The following is a 26,697-nucleotide window of genomic DNA, read 5'->3' as shown; positions in this document are numbered from 1 at the left end:
TCAGAGCCGAAGCATGACCCCTCCAATGTCAAAAGAATCAAAGAGTTGTCGTGCCGATCGGCGTCGAGACCCCACGCGGATTAACAGCCGCGATTGGCGGGGGCGGGGACCTACAACTCGGGCCGATTGACCTTTCATGCTGGGCCCTCCAACCTCGGCGCGGCTTCTACGAGCGCCGGGGCTGCAGGCGCCCTCTCGGCATCGACCTCGGCAAAGTTCTGTCCACTGGCTTCCAGAACAGCGTCCAAACCGCATACAGCGAGCAGCCTGCGAATCGTGACGTCGCAATAGGCCGGATCTATCTCGATGCCATAGCGCCGGCGTCCGGTCTTCTCAGCCGCGATTAGCGTCGTGCCGGAGCCGATAAAGGCGTCCAGGACGATGGCCTTCCGATGCGAGCAATCCCGGATAGCATCGGCAACCATCGCCATCGGCTTGACCGTCGGATGCAGGCTCAGATCATCACGGTCGCCGCCAAAGCTGTTAACGCCAGCATAGCTCCAGACGTTTGTGCGATATCGGCCGTGCTTGCCGAGCTCCACATTGTTAACGTGGGGCGCGGTGCCCGACTTGAAAACGAACACAAGTTCATGCTGCGACCGGTACAGCGAACCCATGCCGCCGTTGTTCTTGACCCAGACGCAGAGATTCTTCAGGTCGGTGTATGCGGCACTACCGGCGGCTAACATTTCCCGGAGATGGCGCCAGTCCATGCACTGAAAATGAACCGATCCGTCAGTAGAGTAGGTCGCAAGATGGCCAAATACGGTCCGCAGGAACGCTGTAAATTCGGCCGACGACATCTCACCCGATGCCATGGCGAATTCGCGGTGCTGGACCGCGCCAAGGCCGCCAACGTGCCCGGAAATGGGCACGTTATAAGGCGGATCGGTGAACACGAGCTGGGCGCGCTGCTCGCCAAGTAAGGCCTGATAGGTCTCGGATCGGGTCGAATCGCCGCAAATCAGCCGGTGGCCGCCGATACGCCAAATATCGCCCAGCCGAGTAACAGGCGCCCCGGCTGCGACCTCCACCACTGCATCGGCCGGATCATTATCGTCTGCCAGCGACAGCTCGCCAATCAGCACATCGATCTCCGGCAGCTCGAAGCCGGTAAGGGTAACGTCGAAATCGATATCGAGGTCGGTAAGGTACTTTAGCTCAAGCGCCAGTAGTTCACGATCCCAGCCCGCATTTTCGGCCAGGCGGTTATCGGCGATCACATAGGCGCGAATCTCGGCTTCGCTCATCGCGGACAGACGCACGGTCGGAACCTGGTCGAGGCCAACGGCTTTCGCGGCTTCGACCCGGCCGTGCCCGGCCACGATCCCGTTAGCGTCATCGACCAGCACGGGGTTGGTAAAGCCAAATCGACGGATAGCGCTGGCGATTTGGCTGATCTGCTTCTTCGAGTGAGTTCGAGGATTGGTGGCGCGCGGTTTGAGCGAGCTTACCGGCTGATAGACGATCGAGAGGGTGGGTTGGTTTGATTCTGATAGGGACACTGTAACCTCCTTTGGGAAATGAGGAGGTCTTAGGGCCGGCAACCGCAGCAATCATTCACGATAAATCAACTGAATTATTATGAAGACGAGACGCGATTCAAAAAAGCTCTCCAGTCCATGTGGCGAAGCCAGCGCGCAGAGGCCATTCGGGCCGCACGTTCGTGGGGCGGGCCTGTCCACCACTTTTGATCGCGAACTGCAGGCCATCCTTTCAGGCCGACAGCGCGCTCACGCTTTTGCAGCCACGTCAGATACTGGCGATATTTCGCCCGGGCGAGTTGGAATCGGATGCTGAAAAGTGCGTCATCCTTTGGTGGACGACCGCGCTTCTTTAGCTCACCGCGCAGGCTTTTGACGACCAATGCCGAAAACCATGCCGGCAGTGGCTCCGCGGAATTAGCCTCCAGCACTGCGGCGAGTTCCTCAGCGGTCGGAATTTTGCCCTCGGCAATGCGCCTCTCGAGGTTCAGCAGGCTTGTCGACCCATAGAGGTCATAAAGATTTTGACGTGAGGGCATCAAGGACATCTCGGCCAATACGGACCTAAGTTAACTGAAGCGGCGATCCGCACCGGCGAATGACTAGCCCCAGCGCTTATGGAAGGCCAATACGGCCTTGCCCAGCGGGGTGTCGATACCCTTGGCCGCCTTGCACATTTCCTCGACTTTATGATTAACGTAAGTCGTCGGATCACGTGCGTTGGCACTTGCTGGGACAAGCAGAATTCCGCGTCTTCTCCGAACCGCTCCGCGAAGATCCGTCGGCGGCAATGCGGCGCCTCGCATGTGAAGCGCCGCGTCAGCAACCGGAGGCGCACCTTTCTGCCCGCTGATGGCAAATCGGCAACATGCCGGACGTACCGGCTATGGATGCGGCTCGACGCTGTTGCGCACAAAGGGCACCGAGCCTCCGCAGCTTCCGACCTAACCGCCAGAATAAGCGAATCCATTGAGTCACTTACACCATCAAACACCAAACCACTCGGTACGAGCGATGAGATTTGAAAGCCCGTCCGCATGGCGCTGATTCTCCGTTTGAGAACCACAGTCGCCCGGCAAACTTCATCAGAAATGAGTCAGACTCGAAGCATGACCCCTCCAATGTCATGTGGAGCACCGACTTATGATGCCGATCGGCGTCGGGACCCCACGCCGCACAACAGCCGGTGCGCGCTGCCGGTGTTATGGCCCGTGCAAGAAAGACGGCTGGCAGCAGGCTAGGATGCAGCGTCAGTTCTTCTTCATCACCACAAATGCAAGCGACCTCTTGTCCGAGACTTTGCCGCGGCGGTCCAAGGCAATCGTCCGCTTCGTCACCGAATCCGAGACGTTGCCACCGATCAATTCAGCCACGCCGGCTCTCACGGCAACGACGACATCGCTGTGACTTTCATAGTCCTCGTGCTTGTCAAAAAGAGCCTGCGCCTGATCGAAGCTCATGCTTCCTTCACGCGCCCGCCCAATAATGTCGCCTGGTGCCACGACAGCATCGGACTCACTGAGCCGGAATCCCCAGAAAGCTTTGCTCCTATCCCGGTCATTGCGGGCCTTGACGGCTTCGCGGATGTAGGTGGAATGGCGCTGCGAAAACGTGAATTCGGAACTCGACAAACCGGCCTGCCGGAGGAAGTAGGATATAGCAACGGCCGACCACGCGTACTTATCATTCTCGATGTCAGCCAGCGAAGGGCTAGCGCCCAGGGGGCTGCAATACCTGTCCCGGACGTACATGGCAAAATCCTGTTCGTTGTCCGAGTGCGCAATGCGGCCCGGCGTCGATTGTCCCCAGAATTGCCATTCCTTGCTGGCGGCGGCGATAATCGACGGAACGGACTTGTCCGGACTGATGAGCTGCCCCCGAGGTTGCCCATCCCCTGTAAACACCGATGAGTGCTTGCCGAGCTGGATCGCATAGCCCTCGGGAGGATGAAAACCGTCCGGAAAGCCGTGGATATGGGAATTCCGCGGTCTGCCGAAGCGGGCAGTTGGATTTTTCCTGATCGGCGCACCCCAGCTTGGATCGGACGTATCCGGGTTAAAGAAATGAGTGGCGCCCTTGATCTCGCTTTTCCCGCCCTGTGCGCGCCCCTGGATGTAATCAAGCACCATCTGAAAATGCGCGTCTGGAGCCTTGGGCAGGCGCTCCCATGTGCCGAGATCGTTGATTGCAGAAAATTGGGACTTCTGATTGATGACGCCCTGAATAGTGTCTGGAAAAGTGTTGGTCGGATACCCTCAACACCGTCGATCTTCAGCACATCGCTTTTGCGCAGGCCAAGCGGAACGGGGAGCGGGACGTCGAAGCCCAGGAAATCGCTGCTGAAGCCCTGACGGCCCGTAAATCGCTCTGGTAGTGAACGCCTTGGCCGGCGGACCGCCTCCAGCGAACCAGTACTCTCGAGAGTTGCGTCTGGCGGCAGAAGATATTCAAGATCAGCCAGCAATGGTCTAATGGACAAGTCCAACTTCATTTCTTCTTCCTCCGCCCATCCGGCTCATCACTAATCGCGCCGTGCAAAAGCAATTCATCGTAAAGGGAGAACAATCGCGCAACACCGTGGACGCGTTCAAGGGCCGAACTTGAGTCCAGCGTTTCGAGTATTTTCCCCAGCAAGCCAGCGGCGTCCAATATCTCAATGAGCCGCTGAAGGAGGAAATCGGCTTGTCGTGTCTTCTGCAGCTCAATAATCAAACGTGACGGCTCCAATTCAACTGGCCAGAGCGGTGCACGAGACTTCACATACTCCAGCCCTGATCGAAAATTTCCGGGTTCGTACTTTGCTGCATCGATCAACGCTGCGCGAGCAGGCGCATAGAGTTCGTGAGTGCGCCCACGCACTAGCCATCGCATCTCCTGATCGTCACCGTGGAACTCGATTCGGACGGATTCGCGCGCGCTGATAACCTCATCCAACTGCAAATAATTGATTTGCTTGCTTCGACGGAGAGCCGCAAGTCGCCTCGCGATCGCAGGATTAACGGGTATCGGGGGACGCCCCTCGTGCGCGTTGCTATCCCCGCGCAGGATCTGGCTGTAAACCGTCGGCAGATCCGCCGCCTTGGGCAGTATTGTCAAGCCGAGCGCCATCATACGCATGATGTCAGGTTCGAGTCGCTCCCGCACAACGTCTAGCCGACGCACGCGCCCTCGACTTGCCCACTCCTGCCCACCGGTTGCCACGGTCGCCACCGCAGCGAGTATCATCCCGCCGTAGCGACGAAATACCCTCAGGTCGTCTAGCATCCATGTCGCGACGACGTCATGAGAACGATCTACGGCAAGATTTGCCAGCGCCCACTTCCATATCCAATGTCCGGTAAGCCATCCGGCTGGTTTGGGATCCAGATCCTCGGCGCTAATATTCAACAGCTTTGACCGAGTGAGACGCTGTACTCCGAAAAAGTCTGCCTGATTGAATAAGTCTCCTACGCGCGATTCGAGGTCACGATCCTGAAGGACTCTGGACAAATGCCTGCGCGTGGGCGGCGCCGAGCTACCGATCTTCTCCTCATCATCGTAGTCTTCTTTAAGGACACGGACCCGTGAGGCGTGAACCACGCCGGATCTTGCCTTTCTCGCTCTGATGTCGCTCCTGACCTTCTTGCGCAGCGGATCGGGTAGAGCAGCCTTCTCGTCTTCCGAGAGATTGCCCTGCACCAGAAGAGAAGCGGCCTCGATCGGCATCGCGTGCGCATCCTCACCAGCGAGAAGGGCAACCTGTTGACGCAATGTTGTGTCATTCTCGAGCATCTCTGTTTGCCCAAGAAAAGCACGATAGTAGGCCTCCATCTGCCGATTACGTGGATCGTTTGAATCTTGCCCTGAAAACCACTCTGCGGCGCGAGCATGAACGACGGCAACAATCTCCTTTAAACTGCGGCCACCCCCTTCTCTCGTGCCGTCGCCGCGAAGCATAGGCAGCATGACTCTGCGCAGATTCTTCACGTGGCGCACTTCGTCAGGCCCCACGTACTCAACGAGCCACACTTCCTTTGCCAGCGCCGAAAATAGATCTCGAGCCTTCTCGCCGCTAATTGGCCCGAGTCCGCAAGGCGCAGCCAAGACCTCGCGGATAAGCGTGGGAGTGACGCTGCGCAGCGCCACCCCCGGATGAGCGAGGCTCTTTATCTCGCTGGCCTTGACTTCCCTGGTCTCCCCGCCCTCAGCAACAATTTTGTGATCCTTGATGCGGTCAAGGAAGCGCGAGTAGAGCACGGAGATCGCAAACTTGGAGCGATAGAGATCCGATCGTCCAAAATCAGCAATAAGATCATCAATTTCTTCGCCCGATCGACCGCGCGCGTAGAGGATTAGGATCAAGAGAAGTAGCGGGTACCATGTGACCCCAGCGACAGCCGCTATTCTCTCAATCCGCCTATTCGACAAGACCTTGGCGTCGCGCCGTCGATCTCGGAGGAATTCGGCCGCCTCACTTGATGAAAAGCCCTCGATTTCCATCTTTGCGCCGAACCAAGTGGCAAGCCGCTCTTGCTCGTCCGGGAAAGGCGCTGCGCGGCCAGCTACAATGACCCGTACGCTCTCAAACGCCGGCCTCCCATTTGGTCCGGTGAGCGATTTGATCGAATCGATCCAACCAAGAAGCAGCCCGAATGGAGTAAGCTCGAGCATTTCATCGTGTTCTTGTACAGTGACGTCCTGCGGCCGCCTCATGGCACATTGAACTAGAACTTCCTCAAACGTATCGACGACAATTACGAGATGATGCTGCCTCCTCTTTTCAGAAACAACCTTGGCGAGACCCAGCATCGCACTGTCTATCGCCTTCAGTTCGCTATCTGGACGCCGGGCTTCACGCGCCATTTCGCGCCGCAATGTATCCATCTGACCATCGAGATCGGCGCGCGCTCGTCCAATTTGCCGCGTAAGTTCGGCGGTCCACTCCCGCTCGAGGCCGAACGAAAGGTTAGTCTCGTCGAAGTCAAGGAGAACCGTAATTGGACCACTCCAATCATCCCTCCGAAGAGATTTAACGGTCTCCGCGATGAGGGCCGACTTACCGCTGCCTCCGATGCCTGTCACAAGCACGGGCCTTAGCCAGGGCAGCTTGCCTGATTCGACTGTCGGCTCGGCTAGTTTAATCAGCGGCATTACAATCTCACCCGCCATCGCGTACTTTCGTAGCGCGGTGAGTTGCGACTTGCGACCTACCAATCTCGGAGCGACATGGTCGAGACGTTGCTTTTCGTCTATGCGGCCGAGGACCCATCTTGGATCCTCGGTCCCCGCAGGAGCCGGTGCGCCTTTCGCGTGATTGACGAAATCCTGCGCGACGGCAATATTAAGCAATTCAGGAGGACTAAATCTGTCGTAACTGGGCGGACGCGGCCCCTTCAGCAACCTGATCAGATGCAGCGCAAACAGATCCTCAGGCTGGGGTTTCGCGTCTTTAAGCAATTTTGAAAAATCGCCTCTCGCCATTGCGCGTGGCAACTCTCGGTGCCTCGCATGCGCTGACAAGCGCCAAAGCGTCTTTGTTCCGACAACCACTTCGTCGATATCGCTCGCGAGCGCATTCAGGAGGCTCGCTTCTGTTTTCTCATCCAGATTCCGGTCAAGCAGGTCAAATGGATCGAATGCACCAGTGATCGCGGCTCGCGCCCTTACGAGATCGATGCGTCCCTGGCCTAATGAAGCTTCGTCTCCGGTCATGCGACTGGCCTCCGCGGAAACGACGGCTCGAAAAACTCGTTGATGATGCGGCCGACAGCGGCACTGCGCGCAGGCTTTTCGTCACGCTCGGCGAGCGCCACGGCGATGTTAGCAAAGCTCGTTAACGCTTCGTCGGAGACTGCTCCTTGGAGCCTGTTTGCGACCCAGTTCTTGATATCCAGCTTGCCAAGATGGTCCTTCAATTCATCAACTTTTTTTGGATCGACCTTCTGAAGGGCCGGCATATCGGGGTCAGACAGCCCGATGAGAACCAGCCTCAGATTTTGACGCGCTGCAATTTCTGGATACAACGCATCGAAGAACGAGCGCGTAGAGCCTTCCGTCAGTGGATGCTTGTCCAGCTCATCAATCACGATCCAGAGCTTCCGACGGGTTGCAGCTTGATCGAGGATATCGCCAACTTTGCTGGCAAGTTTCTTGATCCTATCATTCAGATCCGTCGATTGACTTTCATCAGCAAGTTGCTTCTCGGTCGGAAGCTTTGATGAAAGACCGGTGGAGACAGCTTCCAGCATCGAAATTGCGGTACTGTACGCACTCTCTTTTACTTTCTCGGCACCCACGCGCGCGACTTGATCGACTGAGAAGTTGAGAGAGTCCATCAGGATTTCAGTCGAAAAAGTCTTTCCGATTTGCCGAGGCGGATTGTTTTGCCGATCGTATCCAATCTGCACGACCAGTATCTTGCTGAGTCCAGCGCGAGCTGACGCTACAGCTTCTTGTAGAGGAATTCGCCCAATCAGAGCTCGGCCATTCGATAGCCGACACCGGCTCGACTTGAAATCGCCTATGCGATCCCTGATAGCTCCGCCCGCGCGAGCAACGATCACAGAGAGGGGGATCGAGACGTTGACTTTGCTTTCGCGTGACGCCTCACCGTTGGCCATCACGATCGTCTCCAGACCCGCTTGGTGTATAGCGACCGGCTCCATTTCGTAATTGAGACACAATCCTCCCGACGAGCCGGCGATCGTGCTGGCGTCGTGCAGCACCCGAAACGGACTGCCCGCCACGGCGGCAAAATCAGTCTTCACGACTTGGGAAACGTCAAATGTGCCCGATGTCATACGCATCGGAAAGTCAGCAGGATGCTGAAGAACGATCACGCTTCCTGTGGGCTCTTTCACCGGCGTTGAAGTGATGTCGTAGTAGATCCGATCCAGACCTGCATACGCATCAAGCTCGATAACCGCAAAATCCAGATACTGCTTCAGATCCTGCTGCTCTGTCGGCCAGGCAAGCCGTTTGTGTTGGCCTTGATCTATCCGATGCTCAGGTGGAGCCGCACGACTCCCGGCGACGAGCCAGTTCTCAGTGACGCCACACGATGCATCGCTGCCGTCCGGCGCAACACGCGATAAGAAATCGAACTCGACACGCAATTTGGCTCGAGATCCTTGCTTCTCCTTGCCGGGATGGTCCAGCGGCAAGCCGCTCGGTGCCGGATCAAGTAACGACTGAACGACGTGCCAGCAGGTCAGGACCAATCTTGGCCCGATCAAAAATCCGGTTCCTGCTTCCCCCTCTCCCTCGTCCTCGCCCACGCGGATCTTGCATGTACTGCGCTGGGCTCGCATCAGGCCGCTCGTTACTTCGTCCGGCTTCTGAAATTTCCGATCGGACATCACCTTCTGAAAGGTGGCGACAATCATTTGCCGGCTAATCGGATTTCGCGCCGCAAGTGCAGGAATGATTGCCTTGGCCGGAACCGGCTTATTTTTGCGTTTTTGCGACGTATGCAGGATTCGGTCGCCGCTGGTCTCAATTAGAAGTTCAAGGAAGCCATACTTTTGTGCTTCCTCAAATGCTGCCTGGAAGTCCGCAGCGTCCTGTTCGGGACCCGCTTGCAGAGGCTGCCTCCTCTGCCGACGCTGTGCCAGTGGATAAAAAAGCAAGGCGCCGCGCGTTTCGGCGACTTGGTCGTAACATTGCCTAAAGAAGCTCCGCGTTGCCTTTACTCGAGACGCGAGGGCGGCAGGCTTGATACGGTTCGTGGAAGAATTCGCCATTCGCTAGGTCCAGGACAACCTCTCGACCAACTCCAGCGGCATTTTCTCAGAGGCCCGTACCGCCGACATTGCATGGGCGAAATTTGCCGTGAGCGTTCGTCCTGCGAAGTGAAGTCCCATCACCGGGAAATCGTCCGTGAAACTTGAGACCATCGACCCGGAATTGCCGGCAAGGGTCGTGCAATCGTGCGTGAAGACCCACATGGCCGTGTCAGTGGGTACGGTACCGACCATCTTGTCGATCCGTCCTGGCGCCAGATATTTTCGCCCATAGTCGAGACCGAATATTTCGCCGAGCCGCTTAGCAATATCCATATTGACCTCGTGCGTGGTCGGGTCCTCGAGGGCGGCTATGTCGGGCTTGGCGGGATAGCCCACGACGATCACATCCTTTGTCGTCGGCTTCTTTGTGCTCTTCGACAACTGCATGGGAGACGGAAACTTGCTTTTCGATGCGTTCGATGTCTCGACCTCAAAGATTGCGAGATCGAGATGTGCAAAGTTGACGACATCAACAATGGGATCCGCTCCCGCGTAGACGAGCGATTTGACCTTGAACCGCTTCTCATCACCCTCGCCCCGATCATCGAAATTGATCGTGACGTCGTCCTGCAGGATCCATTTATTTCCAACTTGATCAGCAACGGCCTCGGCAACATGGCGGTTGGTCATGATCAGGCCGTCACCGACGACGAACCCCGTTCCGACATGGTCGCCATCGATATCGACCCACCGACCCGACCAGCCATCTCCTTTAGTTCGTCAGGAGCAATGGCGAAAGGGCCTTCCCAATCACTCCCCATCAGCGAGTCTGGATCGAAGACGCCGTCTGTAATCTTGATAGCGGGTCTTCCCTTCAGCATGACGAGCGCCTCAAGATTGACGACATCAATAGGGCCACTGATACCGGAGCCGTTGTTGTTTGCAAGGTCCAGTAAGATTCGGTCGGCGTCGCCGAGGACTCTTCGCCGCGCCTTCGTGCTTTCCGGCGATACTCCCGGCTTTGCATCGATCGAGTTGAATAAACTCTCGGCCTGGCGCAGGATCTCGGCCCGTCCGCCCTTGGTCAAATACGCTTGCGCGGCTGCGACCGAAGCTTCGTTTTTGCCGCGGCGCTTGCCAAGCAGTTTCAGCCTGTGCCGAGCAGCGAGCAGAGGGAGTTCGATGGGGCGGACCAATTCTGGTCCGGAGCGGGCACGCAGAAGCACCCGATTCAGTACGGGCGGTGCCGAAGCCGCGACAGCGCGAGAAGGCTTGGGTCGAATGCGAGACTCAACCAGGCCGGCTTTCTTGGGGTCGGTTCTGCGGCGCTCGTCGGCGGCAAGGAATGACGCCTCGGCACCAAATCGTGCCCAATCGAAACCATCCTGATTCAAGCGAGTTTCAGCGAGCTTGAAAATTTCCTCGATGTCTCGATCGCCTTCATCTAGCGCCGCCGGAGCAGCCATCTCGACGACACCGGGCAAAAGCTGGATGTCTGAAAGGGGAAGCCGAAGCAGTGCATGAGCATCAACGATCCCAGCACCATTTACGCGCGTTTGCCATCCATCCGGGGTTCTTACGGTTGCCTTGAGCGCCGCGCGAAATAGCTCTTGAACGTTCACGGCGCGCTTTTTGGCTTCCTAAAGCTGGGTCCGGCGATACGCCCGCGGATTAATCGCCGATCGAAGATCCCCTGGAATTAGACGAAATCACAACTGCAGAAACATCCGCTGAAGCGATGGCCGGATATCACCCGCGTTCAGTCTTCGCCGTTGGGCTTTGAACAAGATTGGGGCCGTACCGGGGCGTCGCAACCGGGCGTCTCAATCGCCACGCAGCTGGCAGGCCTGGACCAGAAGCGCACAGTGCTGACGCCTGGCACTGTCCTCGTGCGGGAGTGGGACCGCAGGCCGCAGCGGGTGATGGTGATGGCGGACGGGTTTACTTGGAACGGGCAGACTTATGACAGCCTGTCGAAGGTCGCGTTCGCCATCACCGGCACCAAATGGAACGGGCCGCGCTTCTTTGGCTTGCGGGACAAAACACCTTCGACGGTGGAGGCCCGGCCGTGAAGGCGGGCTTACGCAAGGCGGTCCGCTGTGCGATCTACACGCGCGTCTCGACCGAGCATGGGCTCGACCAGGAGTTCAACTCCTTGGATGCCCAGCACGAGGCGGCATCCGCCTATATCAAGAGCCAGGCTCATGCCGGCTGGACGCAGATCCGATCACGCTACGACGACGGCGGCTACTCGGGTGGATCGACCGACCGTCCCAATCTGCAGAAATTGCTTGATGACGTCCGCGCGCACAAGATCGACGTCATCGTCGTTTACAAGGTCGATCGCCTGACGCGGTCGTTGGCCGACTTCGCCAAGCTTGTGGAATTGTTCGATGCCCACGCGGTGTCGTTTGTCTCGGTAACCCAGCAGTTCAACACCACGACCTCGATGGGCCGATTGACCCTCAACGTGCTGTTGTCCTTCGCCCAGTTCGAGCGCGAGGTCACCTCGGAGCGGATTCGAGACAAGATTGCCGCCTCCAAGCGGAAGGGGCTGTGGGTTGGCGGCCCGCTGCCGCTCGGCTACGAGATGAAGGACGGCAAGGTCATCGTCGTTGAGGAGGAAGCCGAACGGGTCAGGTTTATCTTCAAACGCTATCGCGAGCTCAGCGGCGTCAACGCGCTGGTTCGGGATCTCAGGCAGCGGGATATCCGGACCAAGACCAGGCCTCGCCACCGGTGCCACCAGGGGCGGCATTCCGTTTGGGCGCGGGACGCTGTTCTACCTCCTGAGGAACCGCTTCTACATCGGGGAAGTCAAATACAAGGGCGAGATCCTGCCGGGGGAGCAGCCGCCGATCATGGACCGCCTCACGTTCGATGCCGTCCAGCAGAAGCTGACCGATCAATGGTCGACCCGCTCGGCGATACGCAACGCTTCCGATCCTTTGCTGGCCGGCCTGTTATTCGACGATGCCGGCTACCGCATGGTGTCAACCCACGCGACCAAGGCTAGCATCCGCTATCGCTACTATGTCTCGTCGCCGCATCTTCATGGCGAATCCAAGTCGGCAACGCTCGGATCGGTCTCCCGCGTTCCAGCGGCCAATATTGAAGAGCTTGTGGTCAAATCGCTAAAGGAACATCGGTCCACAGAAAATGGGGCCTTCGCACCCGATGTTGCGCGCGCCTCTGATCGCCAAACAATTCTCGAATGGGTCGAGCGCATCGATGTCTACCGCGATCGACTGCTAGTGCGGCTCAAATCCGATCATCCAGCAGACCTTGCCGACGCCAGCTCCCGCGATGGGCATCATCTCTCGATCCCATGGCAGAAGCCGCCATCCAAAAGGCCGCGACAGATCCTGCTGCCGCACGGCGTCTCTCGCAATGCAGTGCGGCCGGAACGCGCCGAGCGCCGCGCCCGGCTTGTGGCCGCGATTGCGCGTGGCCGGCGCTGGCTCGCCGAAATTGTCTCCGGTTCAATCACCGGCGTCGACCAGATCGCGTCGCGTGAACGCTGCAGCGTCCGTCAGGTCAACATGACGATCTCGCTCGCCTTCCTCGCCCCGGATCTGGTCAAGGCCGCCGTCGAGGGTCGCATGCCCCGCGGCATCGGTGTGGAACGGCTGCGCGAGGCGCCCGCGGAGTGGCGCCGGCAGTTCGAAGTGCTCGGACTCAATCCGCAATAACCGCCGCGGAATCAGAAATCGGCATCCGAGTCCCACCGGCCGCCTCTATCCCACTCCAAACCCGCCGGGAACGGAATTTCTTGGTGCAGAGACCAGAGGCCGGATATCGCCCTGCGACGGGCGAGCTACGCGACAGAGACCGGAATTCCGGAACCTGTCCCTCGGAAAGCTAACAGAAACGCGCTTTTCGTCCGGTCAAAGACGTCCGCTTCGACGAAGATAGAATGGTTGAGACTATCTGGACCAAACTGCATGCTCCCCACGCAGTCATCGAACCAGTCTTTGAAACTCGGGCCAGGAACGGAATTTTTTGCTGCGGAGACAGGCTGGCGAAATGGGCTCATTCGGCTCGATTGCAGGAGCAGAGACTGTGCTAGCCAGAGATTTCGGCAGACATGTCTTTGAAATTGCGGCGCTACTGCGAGCGTCCCACTCTCTATACAACTACAGAGAGTGGGTGGTGGGCGCGACAGGGATCGAACCTGTGACCCCTACCATGTCAAGGTAGTGCTCTCCCGCTGAGCTACGCGCCCTAGATGTCTCTAGATCGGGTCGGGTCCCTATAACGGCTCAGGGGAGCCGGTGCAAGGACCGAAGGGGGCCGATTTAGGCCGCCAGCATCTTGTTCACTTCGCTGACCAATTCGCGCAGATGCACGGGCTTGGACAGCACCTTGGCGTTCTTGGGGGCGTCCGAATCCGAGTTCAGGGCGACCGCGGCGAAGCCGGTGATGAACATGATCTTGATGTCGGGGTCGAGTTCCGCGGCCCGGCGGGCGAGCTCGATGCCGTCCATCTCCGGCATTACGATGTCGGTCAGCAGCATCTCGAACGGCTCTTCCCGGAGCCGCTGATAGGCGGCCATGCCGTTGTCATGGGACGAGACCTGAAAACCAGCGTTTTCCAGCGCCTTGACCAGGAAACGGCGCATGTCGTTGTCGTCTTCGGCGAGCAGGATTTTGGGCATGGCAGGAAACGTCAAATCCCCAGAGGATATCAGCAGAGGTTACTAAGCCCGACAGAGGGTAAATTTGGGGTGAAAATCTTTACCCTGGGCTGGCTGCGCTGCCGGTCCCTTGTGAACCCGAATGCGGCACGAATCAATCGAGCCGCGCCGGCGCATCCCCGCTTCCCTGCCCACACGGTTAAGACATGTTCCAGCGCCGATCACATCTTTTCGCTTGGCAGAATGGTTGCGATTCCAGACAATGACGACACATAAGAGCCGCTCCACCGGCCGAATCAATTCGATCCGAGACCCGGATCCCGCGGCGCGAAGGGACTAAGCCTGAGAAGATGACCCGGTTTGACGGCGACGTGTCGCCCGCCTTCGAGATCGTGGAGCCCGCGCAATGGCGCGCGCCTGTCATCTTCAACTCGCCCCATTCCGGCTCGACCTATCCGGACGAATTCCTCAGCGCCTCCAGGATCGACCTGACGACACTGCGGCGATCCGAAGATTCCTTCATGGACGAGCTGATCGGCCATTTGAGCGAGCGCGGCTTTCCGACCGTGCGGGTCAACTTTCCCCGCTCCTATGTCGACGTCAATCGTGAGCCCTATGAGCTCGATCCCCGCATGTTCACCGGACGGCTGCCAAGCTTTGCCAATACCCGCTCGATGCGGGTCGCCGGCGGGTTAGGCACCATCCCGCGCGTGGTCGGCGACGGCCAGGAGATCTACCGCGAACGCATCCTGGTCGACGATGCGCTGGCGCGGATCGAGACGCTGTACAAGCCCTATCATCGCGCGCTGCGCCGGCTGATCAACAAGGTGCACCAGATGTTCGGCACCGTGGTGCTGGTCGATTGCCACTCGATGCCCTCGGTCGGCGTCAGCAGGGACGAGCCGCGGCGGCCCGACATCGTGATCGGCGACCGCTACGGCACGAGCTGCACGCCGCTGCTTCCGGACAGGGTCGAGGAGACCATGGGCGGGCTCGGTTATTCGATCGGCCGCAACAAGCCCTATGCCGGCGGCTTCATCACCGAGCATTACGGCAACCCCGCGAGCGGGCTGCACGCGGTGCAGCTCGAGCTCAACCGCGCGATCTACATGGACGAGCGGCGGCGCGAGCGCAGTCCGCGCTTTGCGCAAGTGGCAACCGACTTCGGTGTGCTCGCCGACGTGCTGGCGACGACGATCCCGTTCGGCGATCTCGGCCCGTTCCAGGCCGCGGCGGAATAATAGCGAGCCGTCGCCGCGCGATCGCGTCGCCGATCAAACATCAGATCAAGCTGCCAGCGTATCGTGCGTCGAATCTTCGCTTCGCGTTTTCGCGCGCTCGAAGTGAAGATCGAGGCTCAAAGAAAAAAGGGCCGCTTCTGATGAAGAAGCGGCCCAAGTCTAGGGAGGAAACGCCCAAGGAGGGCAGCGGTAACGCAGAGCGCTACCGCACCGCAACAATATGCGGCCGCGACGCACAAAGTGCAAGGGCTTTTGAGCCGTTTCCCATGCAATATGCACATGGCTCAATTGCTTATAGCGAAACCCAGATTCAGTTTCTTTGATAAGGAAATTCAATGGGTTGATAACCGTTTGCATACGAACGAGGCATACTCGGAACTAAGTTTTCAACTCTATGATCGATATTTGGCCAGCATATGACTGGGATGGGGCAGCCGGTTGCGGCATCCAAAATACCAGGGAGCAAACCGACTCAGCGCTGCACGCGAGAAGCGAATTGAGCTAGGCAGGAGCGAGCTTCACCCGACTTTCGTTTTGAGGATGCGCCGTGACGGTGATCGACTTCTCAGCCTTCATCGGACGGCTCGCCACCGCCTCCGGCGAAACCATCCTGCCGTTCTTCCGCACCTCGCTGTCGATCGACGACAAGAGCAAGACCAAGGATTTCGACCCCGTGACGGAGGCCGACCGCGCTGCGGAGGCGGTGATGCGCCGGCTGATCAAGGCGAGCTTCCCCCAGCACGGCATCGTCGGCGAGGAATTCGGCAATGAGCGCGAGGACGCCGATTATGTCTGGGTGCTCGACCCCATCGACGGCACGAAATCCTTCATCGGCGGCTTTCCGATCTGGGGCACGCTGATCGCGCTGCTGCACAAGGGCGCGCCGGTGTACGGCATGATGCACCAGCCCTTCATCGGCGAGCGCTTCTCCGGCGACAACGGCTCGGCTACTTATAAAGGCCCGTCCGGCGAGCGCCGGCTCCAGGTCCGCCGCTGCGCCTCGCTGTCGGAAGCAACGAGCTATACCACCAGCCCGCTGCTGATGAACGAACGCGACCGCGCCATTTTCAGCCGCATCGAACAGGGCGCGCGGCTGTCGCGCTATGGCGGCGACTGCTACTCCTATTGCATGCTGGCGGCCGGTCACGTCGATCTCGTGGTCGAGACCGAGCTGAAGCCTTACGACATCGCAGCCCTGATCCCGATCGTGACCGGCGCCGGCGGCGTCGTCACCACCTGGGAAGGCAAGCCGGCCCAGGGCGGCGGCCGCATCATCGCGGCCGGCGACGCCAGAGTTCACGAAGAAGCACTGAAACTGCTCAACGGATAAGCGCCCCAAGGAGCGTGCATGAAAAGAGCCTGCATGAACAACTGGCCTAAGCTCCTCCTCGCATTCCTGCTCCTGTTTCCCGCCCTCGCCTCCGCGCAGAATTTCCCCGCAAAACCGATCAAGCTGATCGTGCCGTTCCCGGCCGGCGGTCCCAACGACATCATCGCGCGGGTGATCGGCCAGCGCATGTCGGAACTATCGGGCCAGCCGGTGCTGATCGACAACCGCGGCGGCCAGGGCGGCGTGCTCGGCACCGACGCGGTCTCCAAGGCCGCGCCCGACAGCTACACCATCGCCATCTCCTCAGCCGGCGCGCTCGCGATCAGCCCGAGCATGGAGCGGGTCGCCTACGACACCGCGAGCGACCTCACGCCGGTGACGCTGGTTGCGACCGTGCCGGAAATGCTGGTGGTTGCCACCAACGTGCCCGCAAAGGACATCGGCGAGCTGATCGCGCTCGCCAAGGCGCAGCCCGGAAAGCTCAATTTCGCCTCCTCCGGCCCCGGCAGCCTGCCGCACCTCGCCGGCGAATTGTTCAAGCTGACGGCCAAGATCGACATCGTCCACGTGCCCTATCGCGGCGCAGCTCCCGCGGTGAACGATCTCCTGGGGCAGCAGGTGCAGATGACCTTCCTGGATCTTCCGGTGCTGCTGCCGCAGGTCAAGGCCGGCGCGTTGAAGCCGATCGCGGTCGGCTCGGCGGAGCGCTCCGCGACCGCGCCCGACGTGCCGACCACCGCGGAAGCGGGCTTTGCCGATCTTCGCATCGAGAACTGGTACGGCATGGTGGCGCCGAAGGGCACGCCGAAGGAGATCGTCACCGCGCTGCATGGCCTGGCGACGAAGGCCATGGCGGATCCGGCCGTAAAGGAAAAGCTCGCCGCCCAAGGCGCGACCCTGGTTGGCGACGAGCCGGAGCATTTTCGCAGCTTCATCGCGGACGAGACGAAGAAGTGGGCGAAGGTGATCAAGGACGCCGGCGTCGAGACGGCGAAGTAGCGCGCGGTAGGCGAACGGACTCACAACGCGACAGGTGCGTTCCCTCCCCCCTTGCGGGGGAGGGCCAGGGAGAGGGGTCCACACGGGGACTCCATCGATCTCTCTTCTTCGCGACAGCGATACCTTTTCCTGGGCCACCCCTCTCCCCCGCCCTCCCCCGCAAGGGGGGAGGGAGCGCAGTTGTGCGCACAGCCGCAGCGCAGGCTCACATCAACAGGCCTCTTACACCGCCGCCGCCCGCAAATGCTCCACCAGCATCTTGGCCGGCCTTGGCAGCGCCTTGAAGCTGCGGGCGCAGATCACGAGCTTGCGGTTGGCGAAAGCATCGCGCAGGCGGACCATGGCCAGCGGCATCAGCTTGGCGCAGCGGCGGGCGGCGGATATCGGCACCAGGGCGATGCCGACGTCAGCGGCGACCATCTGGCAGATCGCGTCGAAATCGCGCAGACGCGCACGGTAATGCGGACGCATGCCGAGCCGGGCGGCGTGCTTCGAAATGTGCATCTGGAGCGCCGTGGCGCTGGTGAGCCCGACGAATTCGCAATCCCCCGTCTCCTGGAAATCGATCTGGCGGCGGCCGGCGAACGGACCGCGCCTGGACGTCACCAGCGTCAGGTGGTCCTCGCTGAAGACGAAGCGCTCGATATGGTCGGGCAGCGCGTGCTCGGCGGCGAAGCCGAGATCGGCGGCACCGGCGGTGATCGCTGCCGCGATATCGGTGCTCTCGCGCTCCTCGATGTCGATGGCGACGTCGCGATGCTCGCGCAGGAAGCCCGCCAGCGCCTTCGGCAGATGCTCCGACAGCCCCGAGGTGTTGACAAGAAAATGCACGCTCGCGCGCACGCCGCTGGCAAAGCCGGCGAGATCGCCGCGCATGGCGTCGACCTGGTGCATCACGACCCGTGCATGATCGAGCAGGCTCTCGCCCGCCGCAGTCAGCTCGACACCGCGCCGCCCGCGCTTGAGCAGCGCGACGCCGAGCGCGTCCTCGAGCCCTTTTATGCGCGCGCTGGCAGAGGCCAAGGCGAGATTCGATCGCTCGGCGCCGCGCGTAATGCTGCGCTGGTCGGCAACCGCGATGAACAGCTGGAGGTCGACGAGGTCGAAGCGCATGGCTGGATTCTCCTCAGCCTCCGCCAGGAACGAAGGCTGTCTCCGTAACCTCCAGATTGTGCCCGCGCGCGGCTTCGGTCAATGTGCAAGATATGATTGACCCGCTCCTCATCCTCATCGCCGCCGTCTTCCTGATCGCCGGATTCGTCAAGGGCGTGGTCGGGCTCGGCCTGCCGACCGTGTCCATGGGCCTGCTCGCGGTGAACATGGCGCCGAGCCGCGCGATCGCCATCGTGATCGTGCCCGCCATCGTCACTAATATCTGGCAGACCTTCGCCGGCCCCTATCTGCGCGACATCCTGAGGCGGCTGTGGCCGCTGATGATCGGCACCGTGATCGGATGCTGGCTCAATGCCGGCGCGCTGACCGGCCCGCATGCCCGTTACGGCACGATCGTGCTCGGAATCCTGCTCGTGATCTACGCGATCATCGGGCTCAGCAAATTTAAGTTCCACGTCGCGCCGCAGAACGAGAAATGGGTCGGCGGCGTGGTCGGCGTGATCACCGGCGTGATCTCGGCCTCGACAGGCGTGCAGGTGATCCCCTCGATGCCGTTCATGCAGGCGATCGGCATGGAGAAGGACGAGCTGGTGCAGGCGCTCGGCGTGTTCTTCACGACCGCGACGCTGGCGCTCGCCTTCAATCTCACCGCCGGCGGTTTGCTGACGCCGGCGAATGCCGTGCCGGGCGCCGTGGGCATGGCCATGGCCTTTGCCGGCATGTTCGTCGGCCAGTCGGTGCGGGCGCGGATGCCGGCGGAAGCGTTTCGCCGCTGGTTCCTGATCGCGATGATCCTGCTCGGCGTTTATCTCGCGGGCAGCGCGCTGCTGAAGGAGTTCGCCTGAGGCCTACGATTTGGGTTCGTATCCCGGCACCCATTTTTTGTGCTGGGGCAGATCGTCCTGGATCGTCCACCACGGTGCGCGCGACGAGGTGAAGACGTGGAGGCGGGGCCTGACATCGGGATCGTCATCGAGCAGGCCGGCGGGAATGCTGACGGTCGGCAGATAACTCGCCTTGCCCGGCGTCAGGCAGCCGCAGGTCTTGCAGCGATGGCGGAAGCTCCCCGGCGCGGATTCGTAAGCCACCGTCATGTCCTCGCCGGCAACAAAGCGAAACTTGTCGGCATCGACATGGGCGTAGGTGGCGAAGGCGGCACCGGTCAGCTTGCGGCAATTGGCGCAATGACAATGCGTGAGCGCACGCACCTGATCGATCTCGAAACGCACGGCGCCGCATAGGCAGCTTCCACGAACCATCGAAACCTCCCCGCGCGGCCTCTATCGGGCCGACTGCATGCCGTACCAGTCATCCGTTCGAATGAGTTACCGCGTCTCCAGCATGGCGACGCGGATGCCGAGATAGATGAAGAGGCCGCCGAGCGCGCGGTTGACCCAGGCGATCGCGCCCTCAGACTTGCGCAGCCGGTGGGCCGCCCTTGCCGCGAATGCCGCCAACACCAGGCACCACAACGTTCCCGTAAAGATGAAGATCAGGCCGAGCGTCAGGAAGGCGAGTGGCTTGTGCGGGGAATCGGCTGCGACGAATTGCGGCAGGAAGGCCAGGAAGAACAGCGCGACCTTGGGATTGAGCGCGTTGGTGAAGACGCCCTGGAGGAAGACCCGCCGCAGCGGGCTCCGCTCCGGCTCGTCGATGGCTGCGGCCAGCGCCGGGCGCGACCACAGCATCTGAAGTCCCGTCACGACGAGATAGGCCGCGCCGACCAGCTTCAGGATCGAGAAGGCGGTCGATGAGGCCATCAGCAGCGCCGAAAGGCCGATTGCCGCGCCCGCGACGTGGAAAAAGCAGCCAAAACTGATGCCGAGCGCGGCCGCGGCGCCGCCCCGCCAGCCCATCTGCATGCTGCGGCCGATCACGTAGACCGAGTCCGGGCCGGGCGTGATGTTGAGCAATATGCCCGACAGGATGAAGAGCCAGATCTCGTGAATGCCCAGCATGTGAGGTGCCCCCGTCAGCCTTGAAAGGCGGGCTTATTCGGTTCGGCCGCCGCCGTCCACCGCCAGGATTGCGGAGAATTTACCTCAAATTTGCAATGCGGATCATGCTTTCGCTCGGCCTTATCTGCTCTATAAAGGCAGTGTTCTTGGAAATGCGGGATTCGAGGCGACTGCCACGCGGGGGCCGGTCATCGATCCCTTGGAGCTCCGGACTATGGAAAGACGTCTGGCCGCCATCGTCTGCGCCGATGTCGCCGGCTATTCGCGCATGATGGGCAGCGACGAGGCCGGCACCCATGCCGCCTTTAAGGCCCATCGCAGCGCGATCCATCCCATCATCCTCAACCATGGCGGCCGCGTCGTCAAAAACACCGGCGACGGCTTCCTGCTGGAGTTCCCGAGCATCGTCGGCGCTGTCGAGGCCGCGATCGCGATGCAGACGCTGATGGCGGAGCGCAACCACCACTTGCCTGCCGAGCGCGCCATGCAGTTTCGCCTCGGCATCCACATGGGCGACGTCATCGCCGACGAGGACGAGGTATTCGGTGACGACGTCAACATTGCCGTCCGCCTCGAAGCGGTGGCGAGCCCCGGCGGCTTCGCCATCTCGGCCAAGGCCTACCGGGAGGCGAGCAAGCACCTGACCGCGCTGCTGGTCGATGCCGGCAACCATCGCTTCAAGAACATCAAGGACCCGATCGGGGTCTGGACCTGGATGCCCGAGGGTGCGCCGGCGCTCGCGCCCGAGCTCCGGGAGGCGTCGACGCTGTCGCAGCAGTACCGCACAGCGATCGTCGGCGTGCTGCCCTTCGCCAATCTCAGCGACGCCCAGGACGAATATTTCTCCGACGGTCTCACCGAGGATCTGATCCACGCGCTGTCGCTGCAATCCTTCTATCGCGTGCTGAGCCGCAACTCGACCTTCGCGTTCAAGGGCAAGAACACCAGCACCCGCCTGATCGCGCGCGAGATCGATGCCACCTATCTGATCCAGGGCTCGGTGCGGCGCGCCGGAGCCAAGATCCGCGTCACCGCCGAGCTGGTCGCGCCGGAGACCGGCGAGCAGCTCTGGACCGGCCGCTACGACCGCGACATCGGCGAACTGTTCGCGATGCAGGACGAGATCACCACCAATCTGTCCGCCGCCATCGCCACCGAGATCGTCCGTGCCGAGGCCTCGGCGCCGGCGCGGCTCTCCACCGACGTGACCGCCTGGGACCGCTTCCTCAAGGGGCTGTCGCACTACTACCGGCAGACCAAGGAGGACCTGGCCACCGCCGTCGACCTGTTCCGCGAAGCCATCAGCCTCGACCCAAACTGTCGATCGCGCACGCCTATCTCGCCACGATCCAGATCCAGAGCATCCAGTTCGGGTGGGTCAAGGGCACACGCGAGATGTGGGCCGAGGCGATGGCCCTCGCCGAGACCAGCGTCCGGCTCGACCCGCGCTCCTCCTTCGCCTTCTCGATCCTGTCCTGGGCCCATGCCATGGAGGCGCATTACGAGGCCGCGATGGACGCCGCCAAGCGCGCGGTCGCGCTCAACCCCTACGACAACGGCGCACGCGGCGTGCTCGGCATCTGCCATTTCGTCATCGGCGAGCACCGCGAGGCGATCGAGCTGTTTTCGATGGCCGCGCAGCGCGACAACAGCGACCCGCGCTACCAATGGGCCGCGCTGAACGCCTTCAGCCATTATCTGCTGGGGCAATACGACGCGACCCTGTCCTGGGCGCGCGAGCAGCTCTACATCAACCCGAACCACATGCAGGCGCTGGCGATCCGTGCCGCGGCGCTGGCACAGTTGGGTCGGGACGATGAGGCGGGCGAGGCCGTCGGCGTGCTGATGCGCAACTACCCGACGCTGAATGTCGATCGTCACTTGCGCAATTTCCACTGGAAGCGGCCCGAGGACCTCGCCCATTACCGCGAGGGGCTTCTGAACGCGGGCGTGCCGCTCAGCAAGCTGACCCTGGTGCAAAGCGACATCAAACGCGCGGCCGAGTCCTGACAGGCGGGCCTTCTCGGTCCCGACCCAGTCCCTTCGCAACCTCGCGCCGGCTTTTATTGACACGACCGTGAATTCAGCCACACTTCTTTACACGCTGAAGTAGTATAAACTGCTGTCGGTTTGTTAGGACTTTCCGCGCTCTATCGGCGCGTCTTCATTTCACGATTCGCTGTTTTCAGGATTTTGGGCCATGAACGACCCCGCCTCGAAGCCTCCCTTCGATCCCTCGATCCAGGTCTCGCCAGACAATCCCTGCCCCTTCCTGCGCGGCCTCGTCGGCGAAGGTTTCGTCGACGGCGGGACCGTCCCGATCGGCAAGCTATCGCAGACGATCGCGAATGCGAGCGGCGACAAGGGGCTGATGAAGACGGTGGCCCGCGTCGAGACCCGCGGCATCGCGCTGATCGCCAACGGCTTCGGTCACATCCTGAAGAGCATCTTTTCGGGCGCACAGCTCGATGCGCTGCGCGGCGGCCCCCTGGACAAGCGCGGCGCCGGTTCGCGCATCCTCGGCGTCGACGGCAAGGTCAACGAGGATCAGATCGCCCGCCTGGCCAGCTTCGGCAGGGACTATACCGATCCCAACGGCGGCGGCACCGAGCCCGGCATCAACGCGTCGGAAATACAAACCTACATGCGCGACAACCTCAAGCGCGCCGGGAGCGCTGCGCGCTGGTACTATCGGATATTGATGCAGTTCGAATGGCCCATCCTGCTGAAGATCATGGGCAAGGGCGAAGGCGAGAACCGCTACCTCGGCATCGCCGACGTGCGTACGCTGTTCAACGAGCGCAAATTCCCTGAGAGGATCACGCAGCGGGTCGTCAGCCAGCCGGTCAAACCGCCCTCACTCATATTGCGCGTTGCCGGCGGGTTAGTCGCCGCGCTCCTCGTCTTTGGCGTCGTCGCGCTGCGCTTTCCCGATCAATTCCACCCGATGCTGCCCGGCATCCTCGGTGACCTCGTGGCGCCGCCATTGCCGAAGCTTGTCGAACCGCGGGCCGCGTACTGGCTCGAGCAAAACTGGGCTCTGGAGGACCGGCACTGGTTTCATCACGCCAGCCAGGGCACCGCGACCTTCCCGGTGCCCCACAGCTGGTTCATGGCGCTCGAGCAGCCGCGGCTTCATTTCTTCGCAAAGCCCGGGATGCTGCATGACAGCGACCATCTGCAGCGCTTCGGCTTCATCCCGAGCCCGCAGACGATCAACACCGACGACGCCACGCTGCGCCGGTTCGGCTATGACAACGTCTACGACAAGACCAAGCCGGTGCCGACGCGGCTTTGGGATCCGCCGGTTAACTGGGGCGCCCAGGCTGAAAACGTCGACGGCCTGCCCGTCGGCTTTGCGCGCATGACCGGCGTACCCGATCCTGCGACCGGCCAGGTCGGCGACGACCGGATCGGCCTGACCTGCGCCGCCTGCCACACCGGCCAGATTCACTACAAAGGCATCGACATCCGTTTCGACGGCGGCCCGGCGATGACCGACCTGAGGAAGCTCGAGGTCACGACGGGTCTGTCGATCGCCTACACGCTGCTCGTGCCGGGTCGCTTTACCCGCTTCGCCGACCGTGTGCTCGGCCCCTCCGCCAGCGATGCGGATCGCGATGCGCTGAAGCAGAAGCTGCGCACGATCAGCACGTTCCTGATCGACTGGGAGAAGACCTACGCGAAAACCATCGACGGCAAGACGAGGTTCAATGAGAAGACGAAGCGGGAAGAGAAGCAGCAGGACACCGAGGAAGGATACGGCCGTCTCGACGCGCTCAACCGCATCGGCAATCAGGTCTTCGCCCAGGACATGACGCTCAGCGGCCTCAGCGGCTTCGAAAAGAATCTGCATGCCAAGGACGCGCCGGTCAGCTTCCCGCCGATCTGGACCGTGCCCTGGCTCAAATTCGCGCAATATGACGCGTCCATCGAACAACCGCTGATCCGCAACGCCGGCGAAGCGCTGGGCGTGACGGCGCTGCTCAATCTGTCCGACAATACCCCCAAGGACACGCTGTTCCGCTCGTCGATGGATATCAAGAACCTGAACTGGATCGAGGATCTGCTGAAGGGGTCGGCGCCCTATCCGAAAAAGCAGCTCTCCGGACTGACATCGCCGAAATGGCCGTCGGATATCTTCGGCGATAACGCCTGGAAGATCGATGGCGAGCGCGTCAAGAACGGCCGCAAGCTCTACGCGCAGATCTGCGTCGAATGCCATCTCGGGCCGGTCAACGATCCCGTGTTCGACACCGAGTTTCCGGACCAGAGCATCTGGTCCTCGTCGCGCTGGGAGACCATCGGCAAAGACAAATTCCTGAACGAGGTCCAGAAAAGCGTCAAAGGCATGGGCACCGATCCCGCTCAGGCCAGCGTGCTGGCGACGCGGACGGTTCAGGTCCCGGGCTTTCTCAAGCTCGATCCCACGCAGAATCTCAATGCCTGGTGGAGCTGCAACCTGCCGGATGTCTCTTCGACCGACATGCCGTACTCGCTCGGGCTGATGGTGCTCGTCGACATCGTCAGCCGCAAGGCGATGGACGATGCGAAGATCGACCCGAAGGTCCAGCAGGCCTGGTGGGGTGAGCGCAAGAACTGCCCGAATCCCGGTCCGCAGCCGGCCGAGGCGAAGGAGCCGCCGCCCTGGTATCGCGCGCGCCCGCTCAACGGCGTCTGGGCCACCGCGCCTTACCTGCACAACGGATCGGTGCCCTCGCTCTACTGGATGCTGAGCCCCGCGGCCGAGCGCCCCAAATCGTTCTGCATGGGTGGTGGTCGCGACTACGATCCGAAGCAGGTCGGCTTCGCGGTCGTCGACGGCGAGAGCTGCAAGACCGGGCAGTCGCGCTTCTCGACGCGAGCGGCTGATGGCACCGAGACCTTCGGCAACAGCAATGCCGGCCACTCGTTCGATGGCACGCCGGGCCCCGGCAAGGACGGCACCATTGGCCGCGTGCTCAAGGAGCAAGAGCGCTACGACCTGATCGAGTATCTGAAGACGCTGTGAGGCTGGGAAGGTTCATCGTCATGGCCGGGCTTGTCCCGGCCATCCACGTTCTTTGATCGCGCAGCAAGGCGTGGATGCCCGGGACAAGCCCGGGCATGACGGAGATTGTGGAACGATCAGCCGTCCTCAGGAAGTTTCCGTCACCTCACTTGAACAGCGGCGTGCCCGGCACGAAGGCGTCGAAGGCGGCCCAGAACTGGGAGCGGTAGCGGTCCTGCTCCTGGAGGATCTCATGCTTGGCACCGGCGATCACGAGATGGGAGCCGGCGCGCAGGTGATAGGCGAACTCCTCGATCGCCGCGGTCGAGACCACGGTGTCGCTGGAGGCCGCCAGCATCAGGATCGGCTGGCGGATCTGGGAAGGGTAGTTCTTGCCCTTGAAGGTGTTCATGGCGTGGAAGGCGGTATCGGCCCAGGCGACCGTCGGTGATGCGAGCCCGAGCGTCGGATCCTCCTCCAGGATCGCGGCATTGCGCGCATAGCGCACGGGATCGCTGGTCAGCGGATTGTTGATGAAGGGATTGAGCCCGGTGATGTGGTCGCTGCCGCCGGGGACATAGCGACCGCCCATCCCCATCAGGCGCATCGTCTTCAGCAGCGCCCGCGCCGGAAACGAGGTGGCGCGGCCGGGCAGGTCGATCATCGGCGCCGACAGCACCATGCGGTCGAACCAGCGCTTGCCCGCGTGCGCCACCCGCAGCATCACCGTGCCGCCCATGGAATGGGCGAGCGCGAAGAAGGGCGGCGGGCAATCCGGCAGCACCACTTGCTGCACGAAGGTCTCGACGTCGATCTCGAAATCGGAGAAGTCGCGCACATAGCCCTTGCGCGGATCGCGCAGGCGGCGCGAGGAGTGGCCCTGCCCGCGCCAGTCGATCATCGCTACCGCGAAGCCGCGGTCGCGCAGGTCGCGCACGGTCTCGAAATATTTCTCGATCTGCTCGCTGCGTCCGGTGAAGACGCAGACCGTGCCCTTGCGGTTCGCCGGCGGCGCCCAGCGCGCAAAGCGCAGCTCGGCGCCATCGGGTGTCTTGATGGTGCCGCTGACGACGTCTTCGGGAACGGGATTGGACGGAATCGAGATCAGCGTCATTGGGCGAAAAATGCTGCAAATCAAGGGGCTGGAGCGCCGAAAAGGCGCAACTTGCCGCCCTCTTGAACGCCGTTCCCCTGAACCCATATCACCATGGTGCAGGCCGCTACCAGTGTTTCGGAACCGGA

The 26,697-nt window shown here is 61.3% G+C and carries 17 protein-coding genes, 1 tRNA gene and 4 pseudogenes; 8 read left to right on the top strand and 14 right to left on the bottom strand.

All coding sequences use genetic code 11. The features are described 5' to 3' along the window. Positions 1-134: 134 nt before the first annotated feature. From J4G43_RS07605 to J4G43_RS07570, 8 genes and pseudogenes are all read right to left on the bottom strand, one after another. Positions 135-1,505 carry a site-specific DNA-methyltransferase gene (locus J4G43_RS07605; RefSeq protein ID WP_208084410.1) on the bottom strand — a complete coding sequence of 457 codons (1,371 nt, stop codon included), beginning with the start codon at positions 1,503-1,505 and terminating at the stop codon, positions 135-137. A gap of 77 nt (positions 1,506-1,582) precedes the next feature. Continuing rightward, positions 1,583-2,023: a hypothetical protein gene (locus J4G43_RS07600; RefSeq protein ID WP_155258294.1), complete on the bottom strand. Its 441-nt coding sequence runs from the start codon at positions 2,021-2,023 to the stop codon at positions 1,583-1,585. 208 nt (positions 2,024-2,231) lie between these two features. After that, positions 2,232-2,523 (bottom strand): annotated as a pseudogene (locus tag J4G43_RS56505) (transposase family protein); the annotation flags it as partial. Between the two features lie 211 nt (positions 2,524-2,734). Continuing rightward, complete coding sequence (locus J4G43_RS07590; RefSeq protein WP_249814823.1) at positions 2,735-3,670, bottom strand: DUF2272 domain-containing protein; 936 nt, start codon at positions 3,668-3,670, stop codon at positions 2,735-2,737. Between the two features lie 301 nt (positions 3,671-3,971). After that, complete coding sequence (locus J4G43_RS07585) at positions 3,972-7,175, bottom strand: ATP-binding protein (RefSeq protein ID WP_208084409.1); 3,204 nt, start codon at positions 7,173-7,175, stop codon at positions 3,972-3,974. Then, on the bottom strand, positions 7,172-9,205 hold the full coding sequence (locus J4G43_RS07580) for a trypsin-like serine peptidase (RefSeq protein ID WP_208084408.1): 2,034 nt from the start codon (positions 9,203-9,205) through the stop codon (positions 7,172-7,174). Before J4G43_RS07580 ends, J4G43_RS07585 begins: the two co-directional genes overlap by 4 nt. A gap of 3 nt (positions 9,206-9,208) precedes the next feature. After that, positions 9,209-9,877: a trypsin-like peptidase domain-containing protein gene (locus J4G43_RS07575; RefSeq protein ID WP_208084407.1), complete on the bottom strand. Its 669-nt coding sequence runs from the start codon at positions 9,875-9,877 to the stop codon at positions 9,209-9,211. A 2-nt stretch (positions 9,878-9,879) separates the two neighbouring features. Then, the gene (locus tag J4G43_RS07570) at positions 9,880-10,809 is read right to left on the bottom strand and encodes a hypothetical protein (RefSeq protein WP_208084406.1); all 930 of its coding nucleotides are present in this window, start codon (positions 10,807-10,809) and stop codon (positions 9,880-9,882) included. 246 nt (positions 10,810-11,055) lie between these two features. Here J4G43_RS07570 and J4G43_RS07565 point away from each other — a divergent pair. Then, positions 11,056-11,259: pseudogene (locus J4G43_RS07565) on the top strand (DUF2924 domain-containing protein); the annotation flags it as partial. Continuing rightward, positions 11,256-12,879, top strand: a pseudogene (locus tag J4G43_RS07560) (recombinase family protein). The pseudogenes J4G43_RS07565 and J4G43_RS07560, both read left to right, overlap by 4 nt. Before the next feature lie 458 nt (positions 12,880-13,337). On the opposite strand, the gene J4G43_RS07555 reads toward J4G43_RS07560, so the two are convergent. Both J4G43_RS07555 and cpdR read right to left on the bottom strand, forming a co-directional pair. Beyond that, positions 13,338-13,412: transfer RNA gene (locus tag J4G43_RS07555), tRNA-Val, on the bottom strand. 73 nt (positions 13,413-13,485) lie between these two features. Beyond that, positions 13,486-13,845, bottom strand: coding sequence for a cell cycle two-component system response regulator CpdR (gene cpdR / locus J4G43_RS07550; RefSeq protein ID WP_208084405.1), 360 nt, complete (start codon positions 13,843-13,845; stop codon positions 13,486-13,488). Positions 13,846-14,174: 329 nt separating this feature from the next. Between cpdR and J4G43_RS07545 the strand changes: the two genes are divergently transcribed. From J4G43_RS07545 to J4G43_RS07535, 3 genes are all read left to right on the top strand, one after another. Next, complete coding sequence (locus J4G43_RS07545; protein WP_071909430.1) at positions 14,175-15,065, top strand: N-formylglutamate amidohydrolase; 891 nt, start codon at positions 14,175-14,177, stop codon at positions 15,063-15,065. Positions 15,066-15,612: 547 nt separating this feature from the next. Next, the gene (hisN, locus tag J4G43_RS07540) at positions 15,613-16,395 is read left to right on the top strand and encodes a histidinol-phosphatase (protein WP_014491808.1); all 783 of its coding nucleotides are present in this window, start codon (positions 15,613-15,615) and stop codon (positions 16,393-16,395) included. A gap of 33 nt (positions 16,396-16,428) precedes the next feature. Beyond that, on the top strand, positions 16,429-17,394 hold the full coding sequence (locus J4G43_RS07535; protein ID WP_208084404.1) for a Bug family tripartite tricarboxylate transporter substrate binding protein: 966 nt from the start codon (positions 16,429-16,431) through the stop codon (positions 17,392-17,394). 222 nt (positions 17,395-17,616) lie between these two features. On the opposite strand, the gene J4G43_RS07530 is transcribed toward J4G43_RS07535, so the two are convergent. After that, positions 17,617-18,507, bottom strand: coding sequence for a LysR substrate-binding domain-containing protein (locus tag J4G43_RS07530; RefSeq protein ID WP_166349072.1), 891 nt, complete (start codon positions 18,505-18,507; stop codon positions 17,617-17,619). A gap of 92 nt (positions 18,508-18,599) precedes the next feature. Between J4G43_RS07530 and J4G43_RS07525 the strand changes: the two genes are divergently transcribed. Continuing rightward, complete coding sequence (locus J4G43_RS07525; protein ID WP_028148087.1) at positions 18,600-19,352, top strand: sulfite exporter TauE/SafE family protein; 753 nt, start codon at positions 18,600-18,602, stop codon at positions 19,350-19,352. A gap of 3 nt (positions 19,353-19,355) precedes the next feature. On the opposite strand, the gene J4G43_RS07520 is transcribed toward J4G43_RS07525, so the two are convergent. Both J4G43_RS07520 and J4G43_RS07515 read right to left on the bottom strand, forming a co-directional pair. Continuing rightward, a complete protein-coding gene (locus tag J4G43_RS07520; protein WP_208084403.1) occupies positions 19,356-19,766 on the bottom strand; it encodes a GFA family protein in 411 nt (136 codons plus the stop codon). A 66-nt stretch (positions 19,767-19,832) separates the two neighbouring features. Continuing rightward, entirely contained in the window at positions 19,833-20,465 is a 633-nt protein-coding gene (locus J4G43_RS07515) for a LysE family translocator (RefSeq protein WP_071909427.1), read from the bottom strand. Between the two features lie 214 nt (positions 20,466-20,679). Here J4G43_RS07515 and J4G43_RS07510 point away from each other — a divergent pair. Together J4G43_RS07510 and J4G43_RS07505 are read left to right on the top strand one after the other, a co-directional pair. Further along, positions 20,680-22,475, top strand: a pseudogene (locus tag J4G43_RS07510) (adenylate/guanylate cyclase domain-containing protein). Positions 22,476-22,665: 190 nt separating this feature from the next. Further along, positions 22,666-25,476 carry a di-heme-cytochrome C peroxidase gene (locus tag J4G43_RS07505; protein ID WP_208084402.1) on the top strand — a complete coding sequence of 937 codons (2,811 nt, stop codon included), beginning with the start codon at positions 22,666-22,668 and terminating at the stop codon, positions 25,474-25,476. 145 nt (positions 25,477-25,621) lie between these two features. Here J4G43_RS07505 and J4G43_RS07500 read toward each other — a convergent pair whose 3' ends face one another. Beyond that, positions 25,622-26,569 carry an alpha/beta fold hydrolase gene (locus J4G43_RS07500; RefSeq protein ID WP_028148092.1) on the bottom strand — a complete coding sequence of 316 codons (948 nt, stop codon included), beginning with the start codon at positions 26,567-26,569 and terminating at the stop codon, positions 25,622-25,624. Positions 26,570-26,697 lie beyond the last annotated feature (128 nt).

The sequence above is a fragment of the Bradyrhizobium barranii subsp. barranii genome (genome assembly GCF_017565645.3).
Classification (GTDB): domain Bacteria; phylum Pseudomonadota; class Alphaproteobacteria; order Rhizobiales; family Xanthobacteraceae; genus Bradyrhizobium; species Bradyrhizobium barranii.
This window is presented reverse-complemented; position numbering and strand designations above follow the sequence as displayed.